18 protein-coding genes are annotated in these 18,786 nt (G+C 72.1%); 10 read left to right on the top strand and 8 right to left on the bottom strand.

The annotated features are described in order from the left end of the window. Window positions 1-11 precede the first annotated feature (11 nt). The 6 genes from D1369_RS35370 to D1369_RS35395 all read left to right on the top strand — a co-directional run bounded on the left by D1369_RS35370 (window position 12) and on the right by D1369_RS35395 (window position 5,994). Window positions 12-323, top strand: coding sequence for an urease subunit beta (locus D1369_RS35370; protein ID WP_007380419.1), 312 nt, complete (start codon window positions 12-14; stop codon window positions 321-323). Beyond that, window positions 316-2,037, top strand: a complete 1,722-nt coding sequence (locus D1369_RS35375; RefSeq protein WP_007380418.1) for an urease subunit alpha — start codon at window positions 316-318, stop codon at window positions 2,035-2,037. Before D1369_RS35370 ends, D1369_RS35375 begins: the two co-directional genes overlap by 8 nt. Continuing rightward, window positions 2,037-2,711, top strand: coding sequence for an urease accessory UreF family protein (locus D1369_RS35380; RefSeq protein ID WP_118082820.1), 675 nt, complete (start codon window positions 2,037-2,039; stop codon window positions 2,709-2,711). Before D1369_RS35375 ends, D1369_RS35380 begins: the two co-directional genes overlap by 1 nt. 98 nt (window positions 2,712-2,809) lie before the next feature. Beyond that, window positions 2,810-3,487, top strand: a complete 678-nt coding sequence (gene ureG / locus D1369_RS35385) for an urease accessory protein UreG (RefSeq protein WP_007380416.1) — start codon at window positions 2,810-2,812, stop codon at window positions 3,485-3,487. Next, complete coding sequence (locus D1369_RS35390; RefSeq protein ID WP_037899174.1) at window positions 3,475-4,251, top strand: urease accessory protein UreD; 777 nt, start codon at window positions 3,475-3,477, stop codon at window positions 4,249-4,251. Before ureG ends, D1369_RS35390 begins: the two co-directional genes overlap by 13 nt. 129 nt (window positions 4,252-4,380) lie before the next feature. Beyond that, the gene (locus D1369_RS35395) at window positions 4,381-5,994 is read left to right on the top strand and encodes an alpha/beta hydrolase (RefSeq protein WP_007380414.1); all 1,614 of its coding nucleotides are present in this window, start codon (window positions 4,381-4,383) and stop codon (window positions 5,992-5,994) included. A 46-nt stretch (window positions 5,995-6,040) separates the two neighbouring features. Here D1369_RS35395 and D1369_RS35400 read toward each other — a convergent pair whose 3' ends face one another. The 7 genes from D1369_RS35400 to D1369_RS35430 form a co-directional block, all read right to left on the bottom strand. Further along, window positions 6,041-7,063 (bottom strand): NAD(P)H-binding protein, encoded by a 1,023-nt coding sequence (locus D1369_RS35400; RefSeq protein WP_037899172.1) that lies wholly within the window; start codon window positions 7,061-7,063, stop codon window positions 6,041-6,043. Window positions 7,064-7,137: 74 nt separating this feature from the next. Then, window positions 7,138-7,857 (bottom strand): lysophospholipid acyltransferase family protein, encoded by a 720-nt coding sequence (locus tag D1369_RS35405; RefSeq protein WP_007380412.1) that lies wholly within the window; start codon window positions 7,855-7,857, stop codon window positions 7,138-7,140. A gap of 142 nt (window positions 7,858-7,999) precedes the next feature. Next, complete coding sequence (locus tag D1369_RS35410) at window positions 8,000-9,232, bottom strand: SpoIIE family protein phosphatase (RefSeq protein ID WP_007380411.1); 1,233 nt, start codon at window positions 9,230-9,232, stop codon at window positions 8,000-8,002. A gap of 57 nt (window positions 9,233-9,289) precedes the next feature. Next, a complete protein-coding gene (locus D1369_RS35415; RefSeq protein WP_118082821.1) occupies window positions 9,290-11,722 on the bottom strand; it encodes a SpoIIE family protein phosphatase in 2,433 nt (810 codons plus the stop codon). Window positions 11,723-11,816: 94 nt separating this feature from the next. Then, window positions 11,817-13,037 carry an ornithine--oxo-acid transaminase gene (rocD, locus tag D1369_RS35420; protein WP_118082822.1) on the bottom strand — a complete coding sequence of 407 codons (1,221 nt, stop codon included), beginning with the start codon at window positions 13,035-13,037 and terminating at the stop codon, window positions 11,817-11,819. Next, on the bottom strand, window positions 13,034-13,846 hold the full coding sequence (gene ddaH, locus D1369_RS35425; RefSeq protein WP_037899169.1) for a dimethylargininase: 813 nt from the start codon (window positions 13,844-13,846) through the stop codon (window positions 13,034-13,036). Before ddaH ends, rocD begins: the two co-directional genes overlap by 4 nt. Before the next feature lie 151 nt (window positions 13,847-13,997). Beyond that, a complete protein-coding gene (locus D1369_RS35430; RefSeq protein WP_007380407.1) occupies window positions 13,998-14,486 on the bottom strand; it encodes an Lrp/AsnC family transcriptional regulator in 489 nt (162 codons plus the stop codon). A gap of 77 nt (window positions 14,487-14,563) precedes the next feature. Between D1369_RS35430 and D1369_RS35435 the strand changes: the two genes are divergently transcribed. Genes D1369_RS35435 through D1369_RS35450 form a run of 4 tightly spaced genes read left to right on the top strand, consistent with a single transcriptional unit; the run spans window position 14,564 to window position 18,606 of the window. After that, complete coding sequence (locus D1369_RS35435; RefSeq protein ID WP_007380406.1) at window positions 14,564-15,313, top strand: LytTR family DNA-binding domain-containing protein; 750 nt, start codon at window positions 14,564-14,566, stop codon at window positions 15,311-15,313. A 2-nt stretch (window positions 15,314-15,315) separates the two neighbouring features. Next, the gene (locus tag D1369_RS35440; RefSeq protein WP_020123358.1) at window positions 15,316-15,678 is read left to right on the top strand and encodes a hypothetical protein; all 363 of its coding nucleotides are present in this window, start codon (window positions 15,316-15,318) and stop codon (window positions 15,676-15,678) included. Continuing rightward, window positions 15,675-17,387 carry a cation acetate symporter gene (locus D1369_RS35445; RefSeq protein WP_118082823.1) on the top strand — a complete coding sequence of 571 codons (1,713 nt, stop codon included), beginning with the start codon at window positions 15,675-15,677 and terminating at the stop codon, window positions 17,385-17,387. The genes D1369_RS35440 and D1369_RS35445 overlap by 4 nt, the downstream gene beginning before the upstream one ends. A gap of 13 nt (window positions 17,388-17,400) precedes the next feature. Continuing rightward, window positions 17,401-18,606 (top strand): histidine kinase, encoded by a 1,206-nt coding sequence (locus D1369_RS35450; protein ID WP_007380402.1) that lies wholly within the window; start codon window positions 17,401-17,403, stop codon window positions 18,604-18,606. A 2-nt stretch (window positions 18,607-18,608) separates the two neighbouring features. Here D1369_RS35450 and D1369_RS35455 read toward each other — a convergent pair whose 3' ends face one another. Beyond that, the gene (locus tag D1369_RS35455) at window positions 18,609-18,785 is read right to left on the bottom strand and encodes a membrane protein (RefSeq protein ID WP_007380401.1); all 177 of its coding nucleotides are present in this window, start codon (window positions 18,783-18,785) and stop codon (window positions 18,609-18,611) included. Window position 18,786 lies beyond the last annotated feature (1 nt).

Below are 18,786 nucleotides of genomic sequence, written 5' to 3' on the forward strand. Positions count from 1 at the left end.
GGAGGCCGCCGATGATTCCCGGAGAGATCCTCTTCGCCGACGGGCCGATTGCCTACAACGAGGGTCGCGAGGTCACCCGGCTGACCGTCCTCAACGCCGCCGACCGGCCCGTCCAGGTCGGCTCCCACTACCACTTCGCCGAGACCAACCCCGGCCTGGAGTTCGACCGGACGGCGGCCCGCGGCAAGCGGCTGAACGTCGCCGCCGGCACCGCCGTGCGCTTCGAGCCCGGTATCCCGGTCGACGTGGAACTCGTCCCGCTCGCCGGTGCCCGTGTGGTGCCGGGGCTGCGCGGGGAGACCGGAGGTGCCCTCGATGCCTGAGATCTCTCGTGCCGCGTACGCCGACCTGTTCGGCCCCACCACCGGCGACCGCATCCGGCTCGCCGACACCGATCTGCTGATCGAGGTCGAGGAGGATCGTTCCGGCGGCCCCGGGCTCGCCGGCGACGAGGCCGTGTTCGGCGGCGGCAAGGTCATCCGCGAGTCGATGGGCCAGTCACGCGCTACGCGCGCAGAAGGCACCCCCGACACCGTCATCACGGGCGTGGTCGTCGTCGACCACTGGGGTGTCGTCAAGGCCGACGTCGGCATCCGCGACGGCCGGATCACCGGGATCGGCAAGGCGGGCAACCCCGACACCATGGACGGGGTGCACCCGGACCTGGTGATCGGCCCCGAGACCGAGATCATCGCGGGCAACGGCCGGATCCTCACCGCCGGCGCCATCGACGCGCACGTCCACTTCATCTGCCCGCAGATCGCCGACGAGGCGCTGGCGTCCGGCGTGACCACCCTGGTGGGCGGCGGCACCGGCCCCGCCGAGGGGTCCAAGGCCACCACCGTCACCCCCGGCCCCTGGCATCTCGCCCGGATGCTGGAGGCGATGGAGCAGTACCCGCTCAACATCGGCTTCCTCGGCAAGGGCAACACCGTCTCCCACGAAGCGATGCTCTCGCAGATCCGCGGGGGCGCGCTCGGCCTCAAGCTGCACGAGGACTGGGGTTCGACCCCGGCCGTCATCGACGCCTCGCTGACCGTCGCCGAGCGGACCGGCATCCAGGTCGCCATCCACACGGACACCCTCAACGAGGCCGGCTTCGTCGGCGACACGCTCGCCGCGATCGCCGGCCGGGGCATCCACGCCTACCACACCGAGGGTGCGGGCGGCGGGCACGCGCCGGACATCATGACCGTGGTCTCCCAGCCGCACGTGCTGCCGAGCTCCACCAACCCGACCCGGCCCTTCACCGTCAACACCGCCGAGGAACACCTCGACATGCTGATGGTGTGCCACCACCTCAACGCGGCCGTGCCGGAGGACCTCGCCTTCGCCGAGTCCCGCATCCGTCCCACGACCATCGGCGCCGAGGACATCCTGCACGACCTGGGTGCCATCTCGATCATCTCCTCCGACGCCCAGGCCATGGGACGCGTCGGCGAGGTCATCATGCGCACCTGGCAGACCGCGCACGTCATGAAGCGGCGCCGGGGTGCGCTGCCGGGGGACGGGCAGGCGGACAACCACCGGGTGCGGCGCTATGTCGCCAAGTACACGATCAACCCCGCCGTCGCCCAGGGGCTCGCGCACGAGGTGGGATCGGTGGAGACGGGCAAACTGGCCGACCTGGTGCTGTGGGAGCCCGCCTTCTTCGGGGTCAAGCCGCACCTCGTGATCAAGGGCGGCCAGATCGCCTACGCGCAGATGGGCGACGCGAACGCGTCCATCCCGACCCCGCAGCCGATCCTTCCCCGGCCGATGTACGGGGCGATCGGGCGGGCCCCCGCCTCGAACTCCTTCAACTTCGTGGCGCCCCTTGCCATCGAGGACGGACTGCCGGAGCGGCTCCAGCTCGGGAAACGGTTCGTGGCCACCGAGTCGACCCGCGGTGTCACCAAGGCCGACATGCGGGAGAACGACGCGCGGCCCGACGTACGCGTGGACCCCGACAGCTTCGCCGTGCACATCGACGGGGAGCTGGTGGAGGCCACACCGGCGGCCGAACTGCCCATGGCCCAGCGATACTTCCTCTTCTGATGTCCAGGGCGGCACTTCTGGTCCTGGCCGACGGCCGCTTCCCCGCCGGAGGGCACGCGCACTCCGGCGGGGCGGAGGCCGCGGTGAAGGCGGGGCGGATCACCGGAGCGCAGAGCCTGGAGTCCTTCTGCCGGGGGCGGCTGCACACCGCTGGGCTGGTGTCGGCGGCACTGGCCGCGGCGGCCGTACTCGGCGTGCCTCCCGCGGAGTTGGATGCGGCGGCGGATGCCCGTACGCCGTCGCCCGCCTTGCGGGTCGCCGCACGGAAGCTGGGCCGCCAGCTGACGCGGGCGGCCCGGGCGACGTGGCCGTCGTCCGAACTCGACGCGCTGGCACGGGAGTTCCCGAAAGGGGCACATCAGCCCGTGGTGCTGGGACTGGCGGCCAGGGCGGCGGGCCTGGAACCCCTGGACGCGGCCTACTGCGCGGCGTACGAGAGCGTGAGCGGGCCCGCGTCGGCGACGGTGCGGCTGCTGAGCCTCGACCCCTTCGACGCGACAGGTGTGTTGGCCCGCTTGACGCAGGACTTGGACCGGGTCGCCGACCTGGCGGTGGAGGCGGCGCGGAAGGTTGCCGACGAGGGGACCGACGCGCTGCCCGCGGCCTCCGCGCCCCTGTTGGAGATCGCCGCCGAGCTGCACGCGGCCTGGCCGGTACGCCTGTTCGCATCGTAGAGGGCCCAGGTCACCCACCTTTTTTGGGGACGCGGGGAACTGCGCGACCAGCCCACGCACCCGCACCCGCACCCGACAACGAACCCCAGGAGCCGTACATGCACTTGGACCACCACCACACCGGCCCCGCCGCAGTGAGCGCGGACGCCCACCGACCGGACGGCTCCCACCGAGCTCTGCGTATCGGCCTGGGCGGCCCCGTCGGCTCCGGCAAGACGGCAACCGTCGCCGCCCTCTGCCGAGCCCTGCGCGACGAGCTGTCCCTCGCCGTCGTCACCAATGACATCTACACCCGCGAGGACGCGGAGTTCCTGCTCAGGGAAGCCGTGCTGCCCCCCGAGCGGATCACCGCCGTGGAGACCGGCGCCTGCCCGCACACCGCGATCCGGGACGACATCTCCGCCAACCTGGAAGCCGTCGAGGACCTGGAGGACGAGGTCGGCCCCCTGGACCTCATCCTCGTGGAGAGCGGCGGCGACAACCTCACCGCCACCTTCTCCAAGGGCCTGGTCGACGCCCAGATCTTCGTCATCGACGTGGCCGGCGGAGACGACATCCCGAGGAAGGGCGGCCCGGGCGTCACCACCGCCGACCTGCTCATCGTCAACAAGACCGACCTGGCCCCGCACGTCGGCTCCGACCTCGCGCGGATGGCCGCCGACGCCAAGGCCCAGCGCGCCGAACTGCCCGTCGTCTTCCAGTCGCTGCGGAGCGAGACCGGCGTCAAGGACACCGCCGCCTGGGTCCGGGCACAGCTCGCCGCGTGGACGGCGTGACCGCGGCCGTGGCCGGGGTGCGGGCCACCGCCCGGATGGTCGCGCGCGACGACGGGCGCGGCGGCACGGCACTGCCCGTGCTGGAGAGCGACGGGCCGCTGGCGCTGCGACGGACCCGGGGAAGCGGCGCGGAGCCGCGGGTCATGCTCGTCGGCGCGATGAGCGGACCTCTCGGCGGGGACCACTTCACCGTGACGGCCGACATCCAGCAAGGCGCCCGGCTGCACGTCGGATCGGCCGCAGCCACCATCGCCCTGCCGGGACAGACCAAGGGCGAGGCCCGTTACGAGGTTCGGCTCAATGTCGCCGACGGAGGCGAACTGCGCTGGCTGCCCGAGCAGTTGATCTCCGCGGGCGGCAGCGACCTGTACGTCAGCACGCGGATCGACCTCGGCGCGACGGCCCGGCTGGTGCTGCGGGAGGAGCAGGTCCTCGGGCGGGTGGGGGAGGAGCCCGGGCGGCTCACCAGCCGGCTCGTGCTGCGGGTCGCGGGACGGACCGTGCTCGACCAGGAGCTGGCCTGCGGACCCGGGGCGCCGGGCGGCTGGGACGGCCCGGCCGTGCTCGCAGGCCACCGGGCGGTCGGTCAACTCCTCGTCGTACGGCCGGAGTTCGCCGAAGAGCCGGTGTCGGCGCAGGTGCTCGGCGAAGGCGCCGCCGTCATGCCGCTCGCCGGGCCCGCCGCGCTCGTCACCGCCGTGGCCCCGGACGCCCGGCTGCTGCGCCGGGTGCTGGACGCGGCGCTGGTGACGCTCGCCCCCTAGTCCGCCGAGCGAACACTTTCTTCCGTTTATCGGATTGGCAAAGAAGCCCGGCAAACCCTGTTCACAGCGACTTCACAACGACGAGGATCCCCGTACGAAATCGAAACGACATACGGGGAGGGATCCCTCTTGAGGGAGACGAGACCGAAGTGGCGCACGACGGCACTCGGTTCGGCCGGCGTGCTCATCACGGCCACACTCATATCGGGTGCCGTCGCGGCACCCGCGTCCGGCGCCAACTCGTCCGACAGGACGGCCCGGCACGGACAGGACCGTGAGACGGCCGGCGCCGCGATCGCCGCCGCGCGCGCCGCGAAGGCCGGTATCGACTGGGCGGACTGCCCCGCCGACTGGGGGATCGCCAAGCCGGTCCAGTGCGGCTGGGTCAGCGTGCCGCTGGACTACGCCAAGCCGAACGGCAAGCAGATCAAGCTCGCCGTCGACCACATCGGCAACACCGGCACGACGGCGGAGCGCCAGGGCGCCCTCGTCTACAACCCGGGCGGACCGGGCGGCTCGGGCATGCGCTTCCCGCTCCGCGTCGTCAACAAGAACCCGATCTGGGCGAACGTGGCCAAGGCCTACGACTTCGTGGGCTTCGACCCGCGCGGTGTCGGCCACTCGGCGCCCATCTCCTGCATGGACCCGCAGGAGTTCGTGAAGGCGCCCAAGGCCGACCCGGTGCCGGACTCCGAGGCCGACAAGCGCGCCCAGCGCAAGCTGGCCCGTGAGTACGCCGAGGGCTGCGCCGAGCGCACCGGCAAGGCGATGCTCCAGCAGATGACCACGCCCAACACCGTGCGCGACCTGGACGTCATCCGTGCCGCGCTCGGCGAGAAGAAGCTCAACTACCTGGGCGTCTCCTACGGCACCTACATCGGCGCCGTCTACGGCACGATGTACCCCGGCCACGTGCGCCGCATGGTCGTCGACAGCGTGGTCAACCCGTCCAAGGAGAAGATCTGGTACGAGGCCAACCTCGACCAGGACATCGCCTTCGAGGGCCGCTGGAAGGACTGGGAGGACTGGGTCGCCGCCAACGACGCCGCCTTCCACCTCGGCACCACCCGGGCCGCGGTCGAGGCGAAGTGGCTCGAACTGCGCGCCACCGCCAAGAAGAACCCCCTCGGCGGGCTCGTCGGCCCGGCCGAGCTGATCAGCTTCTTCCAGAGCGCCCCGTACTACGACTCCTCGTGGGTGCCGGTCGCGACGGCGTTCAGCAAGTACGTCGCCGGTGACACCCAGGCGCTCGTCGACGCGGCTGCCCCGGACCTGTCCGACACCGCGGGCAACATCTCCTCGGAGAACGGCAACGCCGTCTACACGGCCGTCGAGTGCACCGACGCCAAGTGGCCCACCAGCTGGAAGAAGTGGGACCGCGACAACACCGCGCTCCACAAGAAGTACCCGTTCATGACCTGGGCCAACGCCTGGCTGAACCTGCCCTGCGCCACCTGGCCGGTCAAGCAGCAGACCCCGGTGAACGTCAGGACCGGCAAGGGCCTGCCCGGCGTACTGGTCGTGCAGTCCGAGCGTGACGCGGCCACCCCGTACGACGGCGGCGTCGAACTGCACAAGCGCTTCAAGGGCTCCCGCCTGATCACCGAGAAGGACGCGGGCTCCCACGGTGTGACCAGCCTGGTCAACCCGTGCATCAACCCCCGGGTGGACGCCTACCTGCTCAACGGGAAGCTGGACAAGGCCGACGTGACCTGCACCCCGCACGCCACGCCGAAGCCGTAGCACGTACGACGGGACGAGGCGGCCGGAAGCCACCGGCCGCCTCTTCTCATGCGCCGAGCGACTCCAGATACGCGTCCTCCGCCGCGTAGTCGAAGAGGTCGCCATACGTCTGGAACATCTTCGGGTAAGCCTCCCGCCAGTCCCGTCCGGCCAGCTGCCCCTCGATCCAGGCGACGGTCTCCGGCAGCCGGTCCGCGTACCGCACCACCGCCCGGTAGCCCAGCTCCCGTTCGGCGGCGGACATGTCGCAGACGACCGGGACGGGCGCCGACCACGGGGTGTCGCCCACGGTCGGCGACGGCGGCGGCCCGTCCAGCAGGACCGTCTCCGTCTCCACGCCCATCACGGCGTCGATCGCGGCGGCGATCTCCGCCACCGTCGGGGCCTGCGGATCCACGGCGTTCAGGGCCCGGGTGCCCGGTTGCGCGGCCGCGAGCCGGATCAGCTCCGCGATGTTGTGGACGCTTGAGGGGTGGAAACGGCTCTGCCCGCCGAAGGGGAGAACCCGCCGGGTCCGGCCGTCCAGGTTGCGCTTGACGAAATAGAGCTCGCGCGGCGTCCGGCAGTGCGGTCCGTGGATCGCACCGGCCCGCAGCAGCGTGGTGGGCAACCGCTCCCCGGCCGCAAGGAGTTCACGCTCCAGCCCCGCCTTGCGGGTGCTGTACGAGGTGTCGCCCGGGGTGACGGTCCGCTGCTCCTCGGTCAGGGGCACCGGGTACTCCGGGAAGCCGTCCGGCTCGCCCTGGGTGTCGAAACCGCGGCCCTTGTCGTCCTCGTACACCGTGATGCTGGAGACCACCACGGCCGAGCCCACACGGTCGGCCAGCGACACCAGCTGCCGTGCGTGCGCGGGCCCGTAGGCGACCATGTCCACCAGGACCTCGCAGCCGTCGCCCACCGCGGCGGCCACGGCGGCGTCGTCCTCCCGGTCGGCCCGCACGGTACGCACCTCGGCGGGCCAGCTCTCGTCCCGTCCGCCGCCCCGGGAGACCGCCGTCACCTCCCAGCCGTCACCGGCGAGCGTCCCCACGGCCGCCCGTCCGATCTGTCCCGTCGCCCCGATCACCACAGCACGTCGTGTCATGCGGCGACGGTACGGCGCTCACCCCCGGACCCTCCAGGGGGTTCTGCCGACGGCAGATCTCAACTCAGCGGCAGCCGCGGGAACTTGCGCTCCTTCGCCGCGGCCGCCTCCTCCGCCTTCACCACGGCCGCGTACTGGTCGACGTACTCCTGGCCGGACAGCTTCAGGATGGCGTACATGATCTCGTCGGTGATCGCCCGCAGGATCGCCTTCTCGTTCTCCATACCGGCGTAGCGGGAGAAGTCCAGCGGCTTGCCGAAGCGGATCACCACGGGATGGATGTTGGGGATGACCTTGCCGGGCGGCTGTGCCTCGAAGGTGCCGATCATCGCGCACGGGATGACCGGAACCTGCGCCTTGAGCGCCATCACGGCGACGCCGACCTTGCCCTTGTAGAGGCGGCCGTCATGGGAGCGGGTGCCCTCCGGGTAGATGCCGAGCAGCTCGTCCTTGCGCAGCACGCCCAGGCCCTCGCGGATGGCGGCCTGGCCCGCCTCCTTGCCGGAGCGGTCGACCGGGATCTGCCCGGCGCTGCGGAAGAAGAAGGCGGTCAGCCGGCCCTTGATGCCGGGGCCGGTGAAGTACTCGGCCTTCGCCAGGAAGGTGATGCGCCGGGTGAGCACAGCGGGCATCAGGAAGTGGTCGGAGAAGGACAGGTGGTTGCCGGCGACGATGGCCGCACCCGACTCAGGGATGTGCTCCAGGCCCTCTATTCGAGGCCGGAAGACCAGTCTCAGCAACGGCCCCAACAGCACGTATTTGAGCAGGTAGTAGAACAAGAGGGGGCGCTCCTCGGTCGGGCGGACGGCTCAACTCCGCGTTCTGGCTGGTCAACCGGCGTGAGATGGGGTTGCCAGTGTAGGCGCAGGTGGCGGGCCCCGGAACAGGGCCGAGGGCAGCTCTCACCGGACCTTGGCCTGTTCACAGCCGTACGATCACCAGCGCCGTGTCGTCCGTGGCGCCGCCGGGCGGGAGGAGCTCCAGCAGGACCGCGTCGGCGAGGGTCTCGGGATCGTCCTCGCGGTGCCGGGCGAGGGACGCGGCGAGCCGGGTGAGCCCTGTGTCGATGTCCTCGCGGCGCCGCTCCACCAGGCCGTCGGTGTACAGGGCGAGGGTGGCGCCGCTGGTGAAGGTGGTCGTGGCCTGCGGCCGGCGCATCGGGTCGGGGCGGGCGTCGAGCGGCGGGTCGGTCGCCTTGTCCAGGCACTCCACCCGGCCGTCGGGGTGCACCAGCATCGGCGGCGGGTGTCCCGCGCTGCTGTAGGTGAGGGTGCCGTGGTCGAAGTCGATGAAGGTGGTGACCGCGGTGGCGGACTCGGCGCCGTCGACCACATGGGCGTACCGGCCCAGCACGTCCAGGGCCTGCGCCGGGCCCTCGGCCACCCGGGAGGCGGCGCTCAGGGCACTGCGCAGCTGGCCCATCACCCCGGCGGCCGCCAGACCGTGGCCCACCACGTCACCGACCGAGACGCCGACGCGGTGGCCGCCCACCAGGTCGACCAGGTCGTACCAGTCGCCGCACACGTGCAGCGCGCCGACCGCCGGCCGGTAGCGCACGGCGGCCCTGTGGTGCAGCGTCTGCCGGCTGGCGGGCAGCATGGCCTCTTGGAGGGCCAGCGCGACCTCGCGGTCACGGGCGTGGGCCTGCCGCAGCCGCTCGTTGACCTCCTGGAGTTCACGGGCGCGGGCGTACAGCTCGGCCTGCAGGACGCGGTCCCGGTCGCCGCTCGGGCCGCGGGCCCGGATCAGCTCGGTGACCTCCTCGACCCGGTGCACGAGCAGCTCGACCTTGCCGTCCGTGCCGAGCACCGGGGCGTTGCAGGGGCTCCAGTAGCGCTCCTCCCACACCCCCGGTCGGCCCGGCACCTCGACGTCGTACCGCTGCAGGGCCATGGCGTCGCGCTCCCCGGTCTCCACCACCCGGCGCAGGGAGGCGGCCAGATTGCGCATGCCGGTCGACGCGGGGTCGTTCGGGTTGTCCGGGAAGACGTCGAAGAGATAGCGGCCCACGACCTCCTCGCGCCGGCGCCCGGCCATGCGCAGGAACTCCTCGTTGACGTCCGCGTACACCAGCTCGGGCGTCAGCAGCGCGACCATACCGGGCAGGGCCTGGAACACGGCCTCGTAGTCGGGGCCGGTGAAACTTTCGCTCATGGCTGCCGCCTCCCTGCCGGGATCGCACCATTTTCCCACGCTATGCGGGGTATGGGGTCAGTCCGGCGGATCCGCGAGGGACTGCTCGGCCCAGATGATCTTTCCCTCGGGTACGAACCGGGTGCCCCAGCGCCGGGCGAACTGGGAGACCAGCAGCAGCCCCCGGCCGCCCTCGTCGGTGGTGCGCGGGTGGCGCAGATGGGGCGCGGTGTCCCCGCTGTCGAACACCTCGCAGATCAGGGACCGTTCCCGGATCAGCCGGAGCCGGACAGGCCCGACGGCGTGCCGGATCGCGTTGGTGACCAGCTCGCTGACGACGAGCTCCGTGGTGAAGGCGAACTCCTCCAGACCCCACTCCGTCAGCTGCCGGGACGCCGTCTTGCGGGCCTCGGCGACCCGGGCCGGGTCGACGGGCACGTCCCAGTCCGCGACCTGGTCGGGGCCCAGCAGGCGGGTGCGGGCCATGAGCAGGGCCACGTCGTCGTGCGGCCGGGCCGGGGCCAGGGCGTCGACCACGGCGCGGCAGCGCAGGTCGAGCGAGGACGCGGACCTCTCCAGGGCCTCGCGCAGCCGGTTCCGCCCCGTGTCCGCGGCCCCCTCCTTGCCGCGGGCGAGCAGCCCGTCGGTGTGCAGCGCCAGGGTGCTGCCCTCGGCCAGGGCCAGCTCGACCGACTCGAAGGGCGGACCGCCCACGCCGAGCGAGGGTCCCTGCGGCAGGTCCACGAAGGCGACCGTGCCGTCGGGCATGATCACGGCGGGTGCGGGATGGCCGGCGGCGGCCATCGTGCACTGCCCGTCGACCGGGTCGTAGACGACGTACACGCATCCGGAGCCCCGGGCGCTGTCCGTGTCCTCCGGCTCCGGCCCCACGCCCTCCTCGCGCGCCGTCCGGGCCACCAGGTCGTCCAGATGACCCAGCACCTCCTCGGGCGGCAGATCCAGTGCCGCCAGCGTCCGTACGGCGGTCCGCAGCCGGCCCATCGCCGCGGCGGCCCTGATGCCGTGCCCGGGCACCTCGCCGACCACCAGGGCGACGCGGGCGCCGGAGAGCGGGATGAGGTCGTACCAGTCCCCGCCGAGGCCCGTCAGTTCGTCGGCGGGCCGGTAGCAGGCGGTCACCTCCACGGCGTCCTGCTCGGACAGCCGGTGCGGGAGCAGACTGCGCTGGAGGACGAGCGCGGCCTCCCGTTCACGGGTGTAGCGCCAGGCGTTGTCCACACACACGGCGGCCCTGGAGACGAGGTCCTCGGCGAGGTTCAGGTCGTCCTCGTCGAAGGGTTCCTGGCGGCGCCGGCGGAAGAAGGTGGCGACGCCCAGGGTCGCGCCCCGCGCCCGGATCGGCACGACCAGCACGCTGTGCAGGCCCAGCTCCAGGAACGTGGCCTGCCGTCCGCCGGGTATGTCGGTCGCCCACTCGGCGGCCAGCGGGTCGAGTCGCTCCTCCCGCAGGGGCACGCCCTCGGCCAGGCACCGCAGCGGGGGCGAGCCGGGCCGGTAGGCGGCCACCTCGCCGACCTCGACGACGGCCTCGGGGACACCCTCGTTCACCGACTGCTGCCCGGCCCGCAGCAGCGTCACCCGCGTGGTGGGCTCAGCTCCCCGCAGCACCGACTCCAGCAGGTCCACGGTGATGTAGTCGGCCAGCGCCGGTACCGCCACGTCGGCCAGCTCCTGCGCGGTGCGCCGGATGTCCAGGCTGCGGCCGATGTACTCGCCGGCCCGGTCGAGCAGGGCGAGGCGCTGCCGGGCCCGGTGCCGCTCGGTGATGTCGACGACCGTGTAGTAGACGCCCATCGGGTGGCCCCGGTCGTCGTCGATCCGGGTGAACGACATGGTGTGCGCGGTCTCGCGATGCGGGGCGGAGCGGACCCGGCCGACATGCTCGTACCCCACGACCCGCTCGCCGGTCTCCAGCACGTGCCGCATCTGCGCCTCGATCGCCTCGGCGTCCAGACCCGGCTGGATCTCCGCGAACCGCAGGCCCAGCCGCCGCTGTGCCGGACCACTGCCGAACTGTTCCAGAGCCGGGTTGGACCACACACAGCGCAGGTCCGTGTCCACGATCGCTATGCCGATGGGGGAGCGGGTGACCATCTGTTCCAGCACCCGGCGGCTCATGTCCCAGCCGGGGGCCTCCGCCATCTCGGACAGCAGGACCAGCCAGCGGGCGGAGCCGTCGGAGTCGTCGGCCGCGGTGATCCGTGCCATCACCCGGACCGGCCGGCCGTCCCTGCGCCGGGCGGTCAGCAGGCCCGCCCAGCCGCCGTCGGCACGGCAGCGCTGCGCGAGTCCGGGCAGGCGGTCGGCGTCCTCGGCGCTGAGCAGGGCGGCGGCCGCCATCCCCACGGCCTCCCGGGCGCCGTAGTCAAGCAGGCGCTCGGCGTCCCTGGTCCAGCCCTTGACGACCCCGTGGGCGTCGAGCAGCAGAGGCGCGGCATCGGCCACGTCGAACCGGTGCCGCGCGGTGTCGTGCTCCTGCTGAGCGCCCACGGACGACCTCTCTGTCGCTGAGAGTGGTCTATCACCTCTTCGTCACATCTTCACCCGGTGTGCGGGAGGGCGCGGCCGGAGGGGGCGGGGCGGGTCAGCGCCGCAGTACCTTTTCCAGTACTCCCAGCGCCGACGCCAGTTCCTCCGCCGTGATCGTCAACGGCGGTGCCAGGCGGATCGTGGAGCCGTGGGTGTCCTTGACCAGGATGCCCTCGTGCATCAGCAGCTTGCTGATCTCGCGGCCCGTGCCGATCGCCGGGTCGATGTCCACGCCCGCCCACAGGCCCCGCGCGCGGAACCCGACCACGCCCCTGCCGACCAGCCCGGTCAACCCGTCGCGCAGGACCGTGCCCAGCTCGGCCGCCCGGCGCTGGAACTCGCCCGTCTCCAGGAGTTCGACCACCGCCGTGCCCACCGCCGCCGCCAGCGGGTTGCCGCCGAAGGTCGAGCCGTGTTCGCCGGGGCGCAGCACACCGAGGACGTCCCGGCGGGCGACCACCGCGGAGACCGGGACGATGCCGCCGCCCAGGGCCTTGCCGAGCAGCAGGACGTCCGGGACGACCCCCTCGTGCTCGACGGCGAGCGTACGGCCCGTGCGGCCGAGGCCCGACTGGATCTCGTCCGCGACGAACAGGCAGCCCTTGCGGCGGGTGAGCTCACGGACGCCGGTCAGATAGCCGTCGTCCGGGATGACGACTCCGGCCTCGCCCTGGATGGGTTCGAGGAGCACCGCGGCCGTCGTCTCGTCGACCGCCGCTTCCAGCGCCGCCAGGTCGTTGTACGGCACGATCCGGAAGCCCGGGGTGAAGGGGCCGAAGCCCGCCCTCGCCGTCTCGTCCGTGGAGAAGGACACGATCGTCGTCGTACGGCCGTGGAAGTTCTCCGCCGCCACCACGATCGTCGCCCGGTCGGCCGGGACGCCCTTGACGTCGTACGCCCACTTGCGGGCCACCTTGATGCCGCTCTCCACCGCCTCCGCGCCGGTGTTCATCGGCAGCACCATGTCCAGGCCGGTCAGCTCGGCCAGGCGCTCCGCGAACTCGGCGAGCCGGTCGTTGTGGAAGGCGCGGGAGGTCAGCGTCAGCCGGTCCAGCTGCCGGTGGGCCGCCTCGATCAGCGCCGGGTGGCGGTGGCCGAAGTTCAGCGCGGAGTACCCGGCCAGCATGTCGAGGTAGCGGCGGCCCTCCACGTCCTCCACCCAGGTGCCCTCGGCACGGGCGACGACCACGGGCAGCGGATGGTAGTTGTGCGCGAGGACCGGTTCCTCGGCGCTGATGAGATCGGCGGAGGAACGCGTACCTACGGGTGCGGTCATGAGCGGATCTCCTGGGTGCAGCACTTGATGCCGCCGCCGGCCTTGTGGAACTCGGAGAGGTCGACGGGGACGGGGACATAGCCGTGGTCGTCGAGGCGCAGGGCGAGGGCCTCGGCCTGCGGGGCGATGAAGACGTGCCGGCCGTCGGACACGGAGTTCAGACCGAACGCCATCGCGTCGTCGCGGGTCGCGAGCACCGCGTCCGGGTACAGCTGTGCGAGTACCGCGCGGCTGCCCGGCGAAAAGGCCTCCGGGTAATAGGCGATGTTGTTCTCGTCCAGGACGAACAGCGCGGTGTCCAGGTGATAGAGGTGCGGGTCCACCAGCGTCAGGCTGATCACCGGGTGGCCGAAGAACTCCTGCACCTCGCGGTGCGCCTCCCGGGTGGTGCGGAACCCGGTGCCCGCCAGCACGTAGCGGCCCGTCCAGACGAGGTCGCCCTCGCCCTCGCAGACCGCCTGGGGGCGCTGGACGTCGTAGCCCGCCTTCTTGAACCACAGGTCGTAGTGCGTGGACTCGGGGCGCCGCTCGGGCGCGTGGAACAGGGAGCCGAAGACGCGGCCGCCGACGACGACCGCCGAGTTCGCGGCGAAGACCATGTCCGGGAGACCGGGGACCGGCTCCACGGCGTCGACGCTGTGACCGTGGGCCTCGTAGGCGTGGATCAGTGTCCGCCACTGCTCCTGCGCCAGGTCCACGTCGACATGGGTGTCGGGATGCATCCAGGGATTGATCGCGTACTGCACGGCGAAATGTCTGGGTTCGCAGACGAGGAAACGCCGTCGGAGCGGCACACGGGAGTCGGACACAGAGGGGTTCCTCCGCTTCCTGCGGTGTCTACTGAGGGTTGACACCACGGTAGAAAACGGGCGGCAGGCCCGACAAGCAACAAGAATTGCGTGTCTGTGCAGGAATGCTGCGTGTTCCTCCGGTGAAACGCACGGTTGGTGCGTTTACGGCCTACGCTTCCGGCGCAGGCTGGCTCGCCCCCGCCTCGGGGCTTTCCGGGATGAGGTGGGACAGCACCATCACGCTGATCGTCTTCCGGATGAACGGCTCCACGCGGATGCGCTCCAGCACCTCCTCGAAGTGCTCCACGTCCCGCGCCCGCACGTGCAGCAGCGCGTCCGCGCCGCCGGTCACCGTCATCGCCGCGGTGATCTCCGGATGGTTGCGGACCACCTCCGCGAGCCGCCGCGGCGGGGCCGCGCCCTCGCAGTACACCTCGACGTACGCCTCCGTGCGCCACCCCAGCGCCGAAGGCTGGACCGTGGCGGTGAACCCGGTGATCACCCCGGTCTCCCGCAGCCGGTCCACCCGCCGCTTCACCGCCGTGGAGGACAGCCCGATCGCCGAACCGATCTCCGCGAAGGAGGTCCTGGCGTTCGCCATCAGAGCGGTGATGATCTTCCGGTCGAGCTCGTCGAACGCGGCGGTCCTGCTGTTCATGCCGGCACTGTATCCAGCGGGGGCGCCGCATCTCGGCACGTGTCCAGTCATACGAATTGCTCCTAGACTCCGGGGTCATGCTGCGCGCCCTGGCTGTCGACGACGAACGCCCCTCGCTGGAGGAACTGCTCTACCTTCTGAGCGCCGACCCCCGGATCGGCAGTGTGGAGGGGGCCGGTGACGCCACCGAGGCGCTGCGCCGCATCAACCGCGCGCTGGAGTCCGGGCCGAACGGGCCCGAGGCCATCGACGTGGTCTTCCTGGACATCAACATGCCGGGCCTCGACGGCCTCGACCTCGCCCGGCTGCTGACCGGCTTCGCCAAGCCACCGCTGGTCGTGTTCGTCACCGCCCACGAGGACTTCGCCGTCCAGGCCTTCGACCTCAAGGCCGTCGACTACGTCCTCAAACCGGTGCGCAAGGAGCGCCTCGCGGAAGCCGTCCGACGGGCCGCCGAACGCCTCGACGCCGCGCCCCGCATCCCCGTGCACGAACCCGACCCCGACCACATACCCGTCGAACTCGGCGGGGTGACCCGGTTCGTCGCCGTCGACGACATCACCCACGTCGAGGCCCAGGGCGACTACGCCCGGCTGCACACCGGCCGGGGCAGCCACCTCGTCCGGATCCCGCTGTCCACGCTGGAGGAGCGCTGGCGCTCGCGCGGCTTCGTCCGCATCCACCGCCGCCATCTCGTCGCCCTGCGCCACGTCGGCGAACTCCGCCTGGACGCGGGCACGGTGAGCGTCCTCGTCGGCGGCGAGGAACTCCAGGTCAGCCGCCGCCACACCCGCGAGCTGCGGGACCTGCTGATGAGGAGGCCCTGACGGTGCCCGGCCAGGACCCCGGGGAGCGCCGGGTCGTCGTCACCGGCCCGCCCCGCCGCGGCCGCCCCGCCTCCGGCTACTACCGGCCCCGCACCGAGATCGACGAGCAGACGACCCTCGGCCACACCTACGTCCGCTCCCTGATGCGCACCCAACTGCGCGCCGCCCTCGCGGTGTTCGCCTTCCTCGGCCTGCTGATCGGCCCGCTCCCGCTGCTCTTCGCGGCCATGCCGGACGCCCACCGCCTCGAATGGGGCGTCCTCGGCTTCGGCCTGTACGTCCCGATGGTCCTGCTGGCCCGCTGGTACGTGCGCCGCGCGGAACGCAACGAACGGGACTTCGTGCGGCTGGTCGAGGACCGATGAACTCCAGCTACTCGGTACCGGCCGTCGCGCTGGTCGTCGTCGCCACCGTCCTCGTCGGCGCCTTCGGCCTGCGTATCTCCCGCACCACCTCCGACTTCTACGTCGCCTCCCGCACCGTCGGCCCCCGCCTCAACGCGGCCGCCATCAGCGGCGAGTACCTCTCCGCCGCCTCCTTCCTGGGCATCGCGGGCCTGGTCCTCGTCCAGGGCCCCGACATGCTCTGGTACCCGGTCGGGTACACGGCCGGCTATCTCGTCCTGCTCCTGTTCGTCGCCGCCCCGCTGCGCCGCTCCGGCGCCTACACCCTCCCGGACTTCGCGGAGGCCCGGCTCGCCTCGCAGGCCGTCAGGCGGCTCGCGGGCGCCTTCGTCGTCGGCGTCGGCTGGCTCTATCTGCTGCCGCAACTCCAGGGCGCCGGGCTGACGTTGACCGTGCTCACCGGGGCGCCCCAGTGGCTCGGCGGAGTCATCGTCGCGGCCGTCGTGGTCGCCACGGTCGCCGCGGGCGGCATGCGCAGCATCACCTTCGTGCAGGCCTTCCAGTACTGGCTCAAACTCACCGCGCTGCTCGTCCCCGCCCTCTTCCTCATCCTCGCCTGGCAGGGCGACGGCGCCCCCAGCCACGCCTTCGAGGAACCGGCCACCTTCCGCGAACAGCGCGTGGTCCGCGTCGACTCCACCCTCGACCTCAAGCTGGAGAGCCCCCTGACCGTCACCGTCACCGGCACGGTCGACGGCCGCCGGCACGACGACCACAAGCTCGAACTCCCCACCGGCACCCACCACATCGAACGGGGCACCCGTCTCACCTTCGCCAAAGGCACCACGGTCCCCACCGCCGACCGCGGCACCAGCGACGGCATGTCGACCTCCCTCGCCGCGGGCCGCGAGGACCGGCCCCTGTACGCCACGTACGGACTGATCCTCGCCACCTTTCTCGGCACCATGGGCCTGCCGCACGTCGTCGTCCGCTTCTACACCAGCCCGCACGGCGTCGCCGCCCGCCGCACCACGGTCGCCGTCCTCGGCCTGATCGGCTGCTTCTACCTCCTGCCCCCGGTCTACGGCGCCCTCGGCCGCCTGTACGCCCCGGAACTCACCCTCACCGGCGACGCCGACGCCGCCGTGCTGCTGCTCCCCGAGCGCATGATCGGCGGACTCGGCGGTGACCTGCTGGGCGCGCTGGTGGCGGGCGGTGCCTTCGCGGCCTTCCTGTCCACGGCCTCCGGACTCACCATGGCCGTGGCGGGCGTCCTCACCCAGGACGTCCTGCCCGCGCGCGGCGTACGGCACTTCCGGCTCGGCACGGTCCTCGCGATGTTCGTCCCGCTCGCCGCGAGCGTCCTGGTCGGCGGACTGCCCGTCGCCGACGCGGTCGGGCTCGCCTTCGCCGTCTCCGCCTCCTCGTTCTGTCCGCTGCTGGTGCTCGGCATCTGGTGGCGGCGGCTGACCCCGCCCGGCGCGGCGGCGGGCATGCTGGTCGGCGGCGGCTCCGCCTTCCTCGCCGTGGCCGCGACCATGGCCGGCTTCCCGGCCGGCGGCCCGCTGCACGCCCTGCTCGCCTGGCCCGCGCTCTGGTCGGTGCCCCTCGGCTTCCTCACCATGGTGCTGGTGTCCCTGGCCACCGCGAGCCGGGTACCGGCGGGCACGGCGGCGATCCTGGCCCGCTTCCACCTGCCGGAGGAACTGCGGGCGGAGGTCAAGGCATGAGACGGGTGACGGCATGAGCGGATTCCTGGCCGGGCTGTGCGTGGCGATCCTCCCGCTGCTCGCCGCGGGCTTCTGGCTGGGCCGGCGCACGGCCCACCCGCAGACCCTGGGCGGCCTGGGCACCCCCGTCGAGCACGCCACCTTCGAGACCCTGCACACCGCCTCCCTGGCCGCGCCCCCGCTGCGGGCGGGGCTGACGGAGGAAACCGCCCGCAAGTCGGCGCGCAGACTGCGCTCCCTGCTCGGCACGGACGCGCTGTGCCTCACCGACCAGAAGCAGGTCCTGGTCTGGGACGGCGTGGGCAGTCACCACCGCACCGAGATCATGGAACGCCTCGCGGGCCCGCTGGAGACCGGCCGCGGCGAGGCCTTCCCGCTGACCTGCGACGCCCCGGACTGCCCGGTGCGCTGGGCGGTCGTCACCCCGCTCACCGTCGACGACCGCGTCCACGGCACCCTGGTCGCCTGCGCGCCCCGCGAGTCGGCCGTCCTGGTCCGCGCCGTCGGGGAGGTCGCACGCTGGGTCAGTGTGCAGCTGGAGTTGGCGGACCTGGACCAGTCCCGCACCCGGCTGATAGAGGCCGAGATCAAGGCACTTCGGGCCCAGATCTCCCCGCACTTCATCTTCAACTCGCTCGCGGTGATCGCCTCGTTCGTCCGCACCGACCCCGAGCGCGCCCGCGAACTGCTCCTCGAATTCGCCGACTTCACCCGCTACTCGTTCCGCAGGCACGGCGACTTCACCACCCTCGCCGACGAACTCCACGCCATCGACCACTACTTGGCGCTCGTCAGGGCACGCTTCGGCGACCGCCTCGCCGTCACCCTCCAGATCGCCCCGGAGGTCCTGCCCGTCACCCTGCCGTTCCTGTGCCTGCAGCCCCTGGTCGAGAACGCCATCAAGCACGGCCTGGAGGGCAAGACCGAGAAGTGCCGGCTGCAGATCACCGCCCAGGACGCCGGCGCCGAGGCCCTCGTCGTCATCGAGGACGACGGCGCCGGCATGGACCCGGTCCTGCTCCGCCGTATCCTCGCGGGCGAGGTCAGCCCCTCGGGCGGCATCGGCCTGTCCAACGTCGACGACCGGCTCCGCCAGGTGTACGGGGACTCCTACGGACTCGTCATCGAGACCGCCGTCGGCGCGGGCATGAAGATCACCGCCCGGCTGCCCAAGTACCAGCCGGGCGTGCACTCGGCGGGCCGTCTCACGGACGGCTGACGTCAGGTGCTGCGGGTGGCCACCATGCCGAGGGTGATCAGGCCCAGCACGACCCAGCCGAACCACAGCCAGCCGTTGCTGCCGAGCGCCACCGTGTAGGCCGTCACCGCGACGAGACCGCCGACGGTGAGCACCCCCATCGTTCGGGTCGAGCCGTCCGTGGAACCGCTACCGGGCATC

This window comes from Streptomyces sp. CC0208 (genome assembly GCF_003443735.1).
Taxonomy (GTDB): Bacteria; Actinomycetota; Actinomycetes; order Streptomycetales; family Streptomycetaceae; genus Streptomyces; species Streptomyces sviceus.

Coding starts and splice junctions, on each gene's coding strand:
- D1369_RS35435 (WP_007380406.1), top strand. CDS start 14,564: ATGCTGCGCGCCCTGGCTGTCGACGACGAACGCCCCTCGCTGGAGGAA.
- rocD (WP_118082822.1), bottom strand. CDS start 13,037: ATGACCGCACCCGTAGGTACGCGTTCCTCCGCCGATCTCATCAGCGCC.
- D1369_RS35375 (WP_007380418.1), top strand. CDS start 316: ATGCCTGAGATCTCTCGTGCCGCGTACGCCGACCTGTTCGGCCCCACC.
- D1369_RS35455 (WP_007380401.1), bottom strand. CDS start 18,785: ATGCCCGGTAGCGGTTCCACGGACGGCTCGACCCGAACGATGGGGGTG.
- D1369_RS35410 (WP_007380411.1), bottom strand. CDS start 9,232: ATGAGCGAAAGTTTCACCGGCCCCGACTACGAGGCCGTGTTCCAGGCC.
- ureG (WP_007380416.1), top strand. CDS start 2,810: ATGCACTTGGACCACCACCACACCGGCCCCGCCGCAGTGAGCGCGGAC.
- D1369_RS35445 (WP_118082823.1), top strand. CDS start 15,675: ATGAACTCCAGCTACTCGGTACCGGCCGTCGCGCTGGTCGTCGTCGCC.
- D1369_RS35450 (WP_007380402.1), top strand. CDS start 17,401: ATGAGCGGATTCCTGGCCGGGCTGTGCGTGGCGATCCTCCCGCTGCTC.
- D1369_RS35380 (WP_118082820.1), top strand. CDS start 2,037: ATGTCCAGGGCGGCACTTCTGGTCCTGGCCGACGGCCGCTTCCCCGCC.
- D1369_RS35430 (WP_007380407.1), bottom strand. CDS start 14,486: ATGAACAGCAGGACCGCCGCGTTCGACGAGCTCGACCGGAAGATCATC.
- D1369_RS35370 (WP_007380419.1), top strand. CDS start 12: ATGATTCCCGGAGAGATCCTCTTCGCCGACGGGCCGATTGCCTACAAC.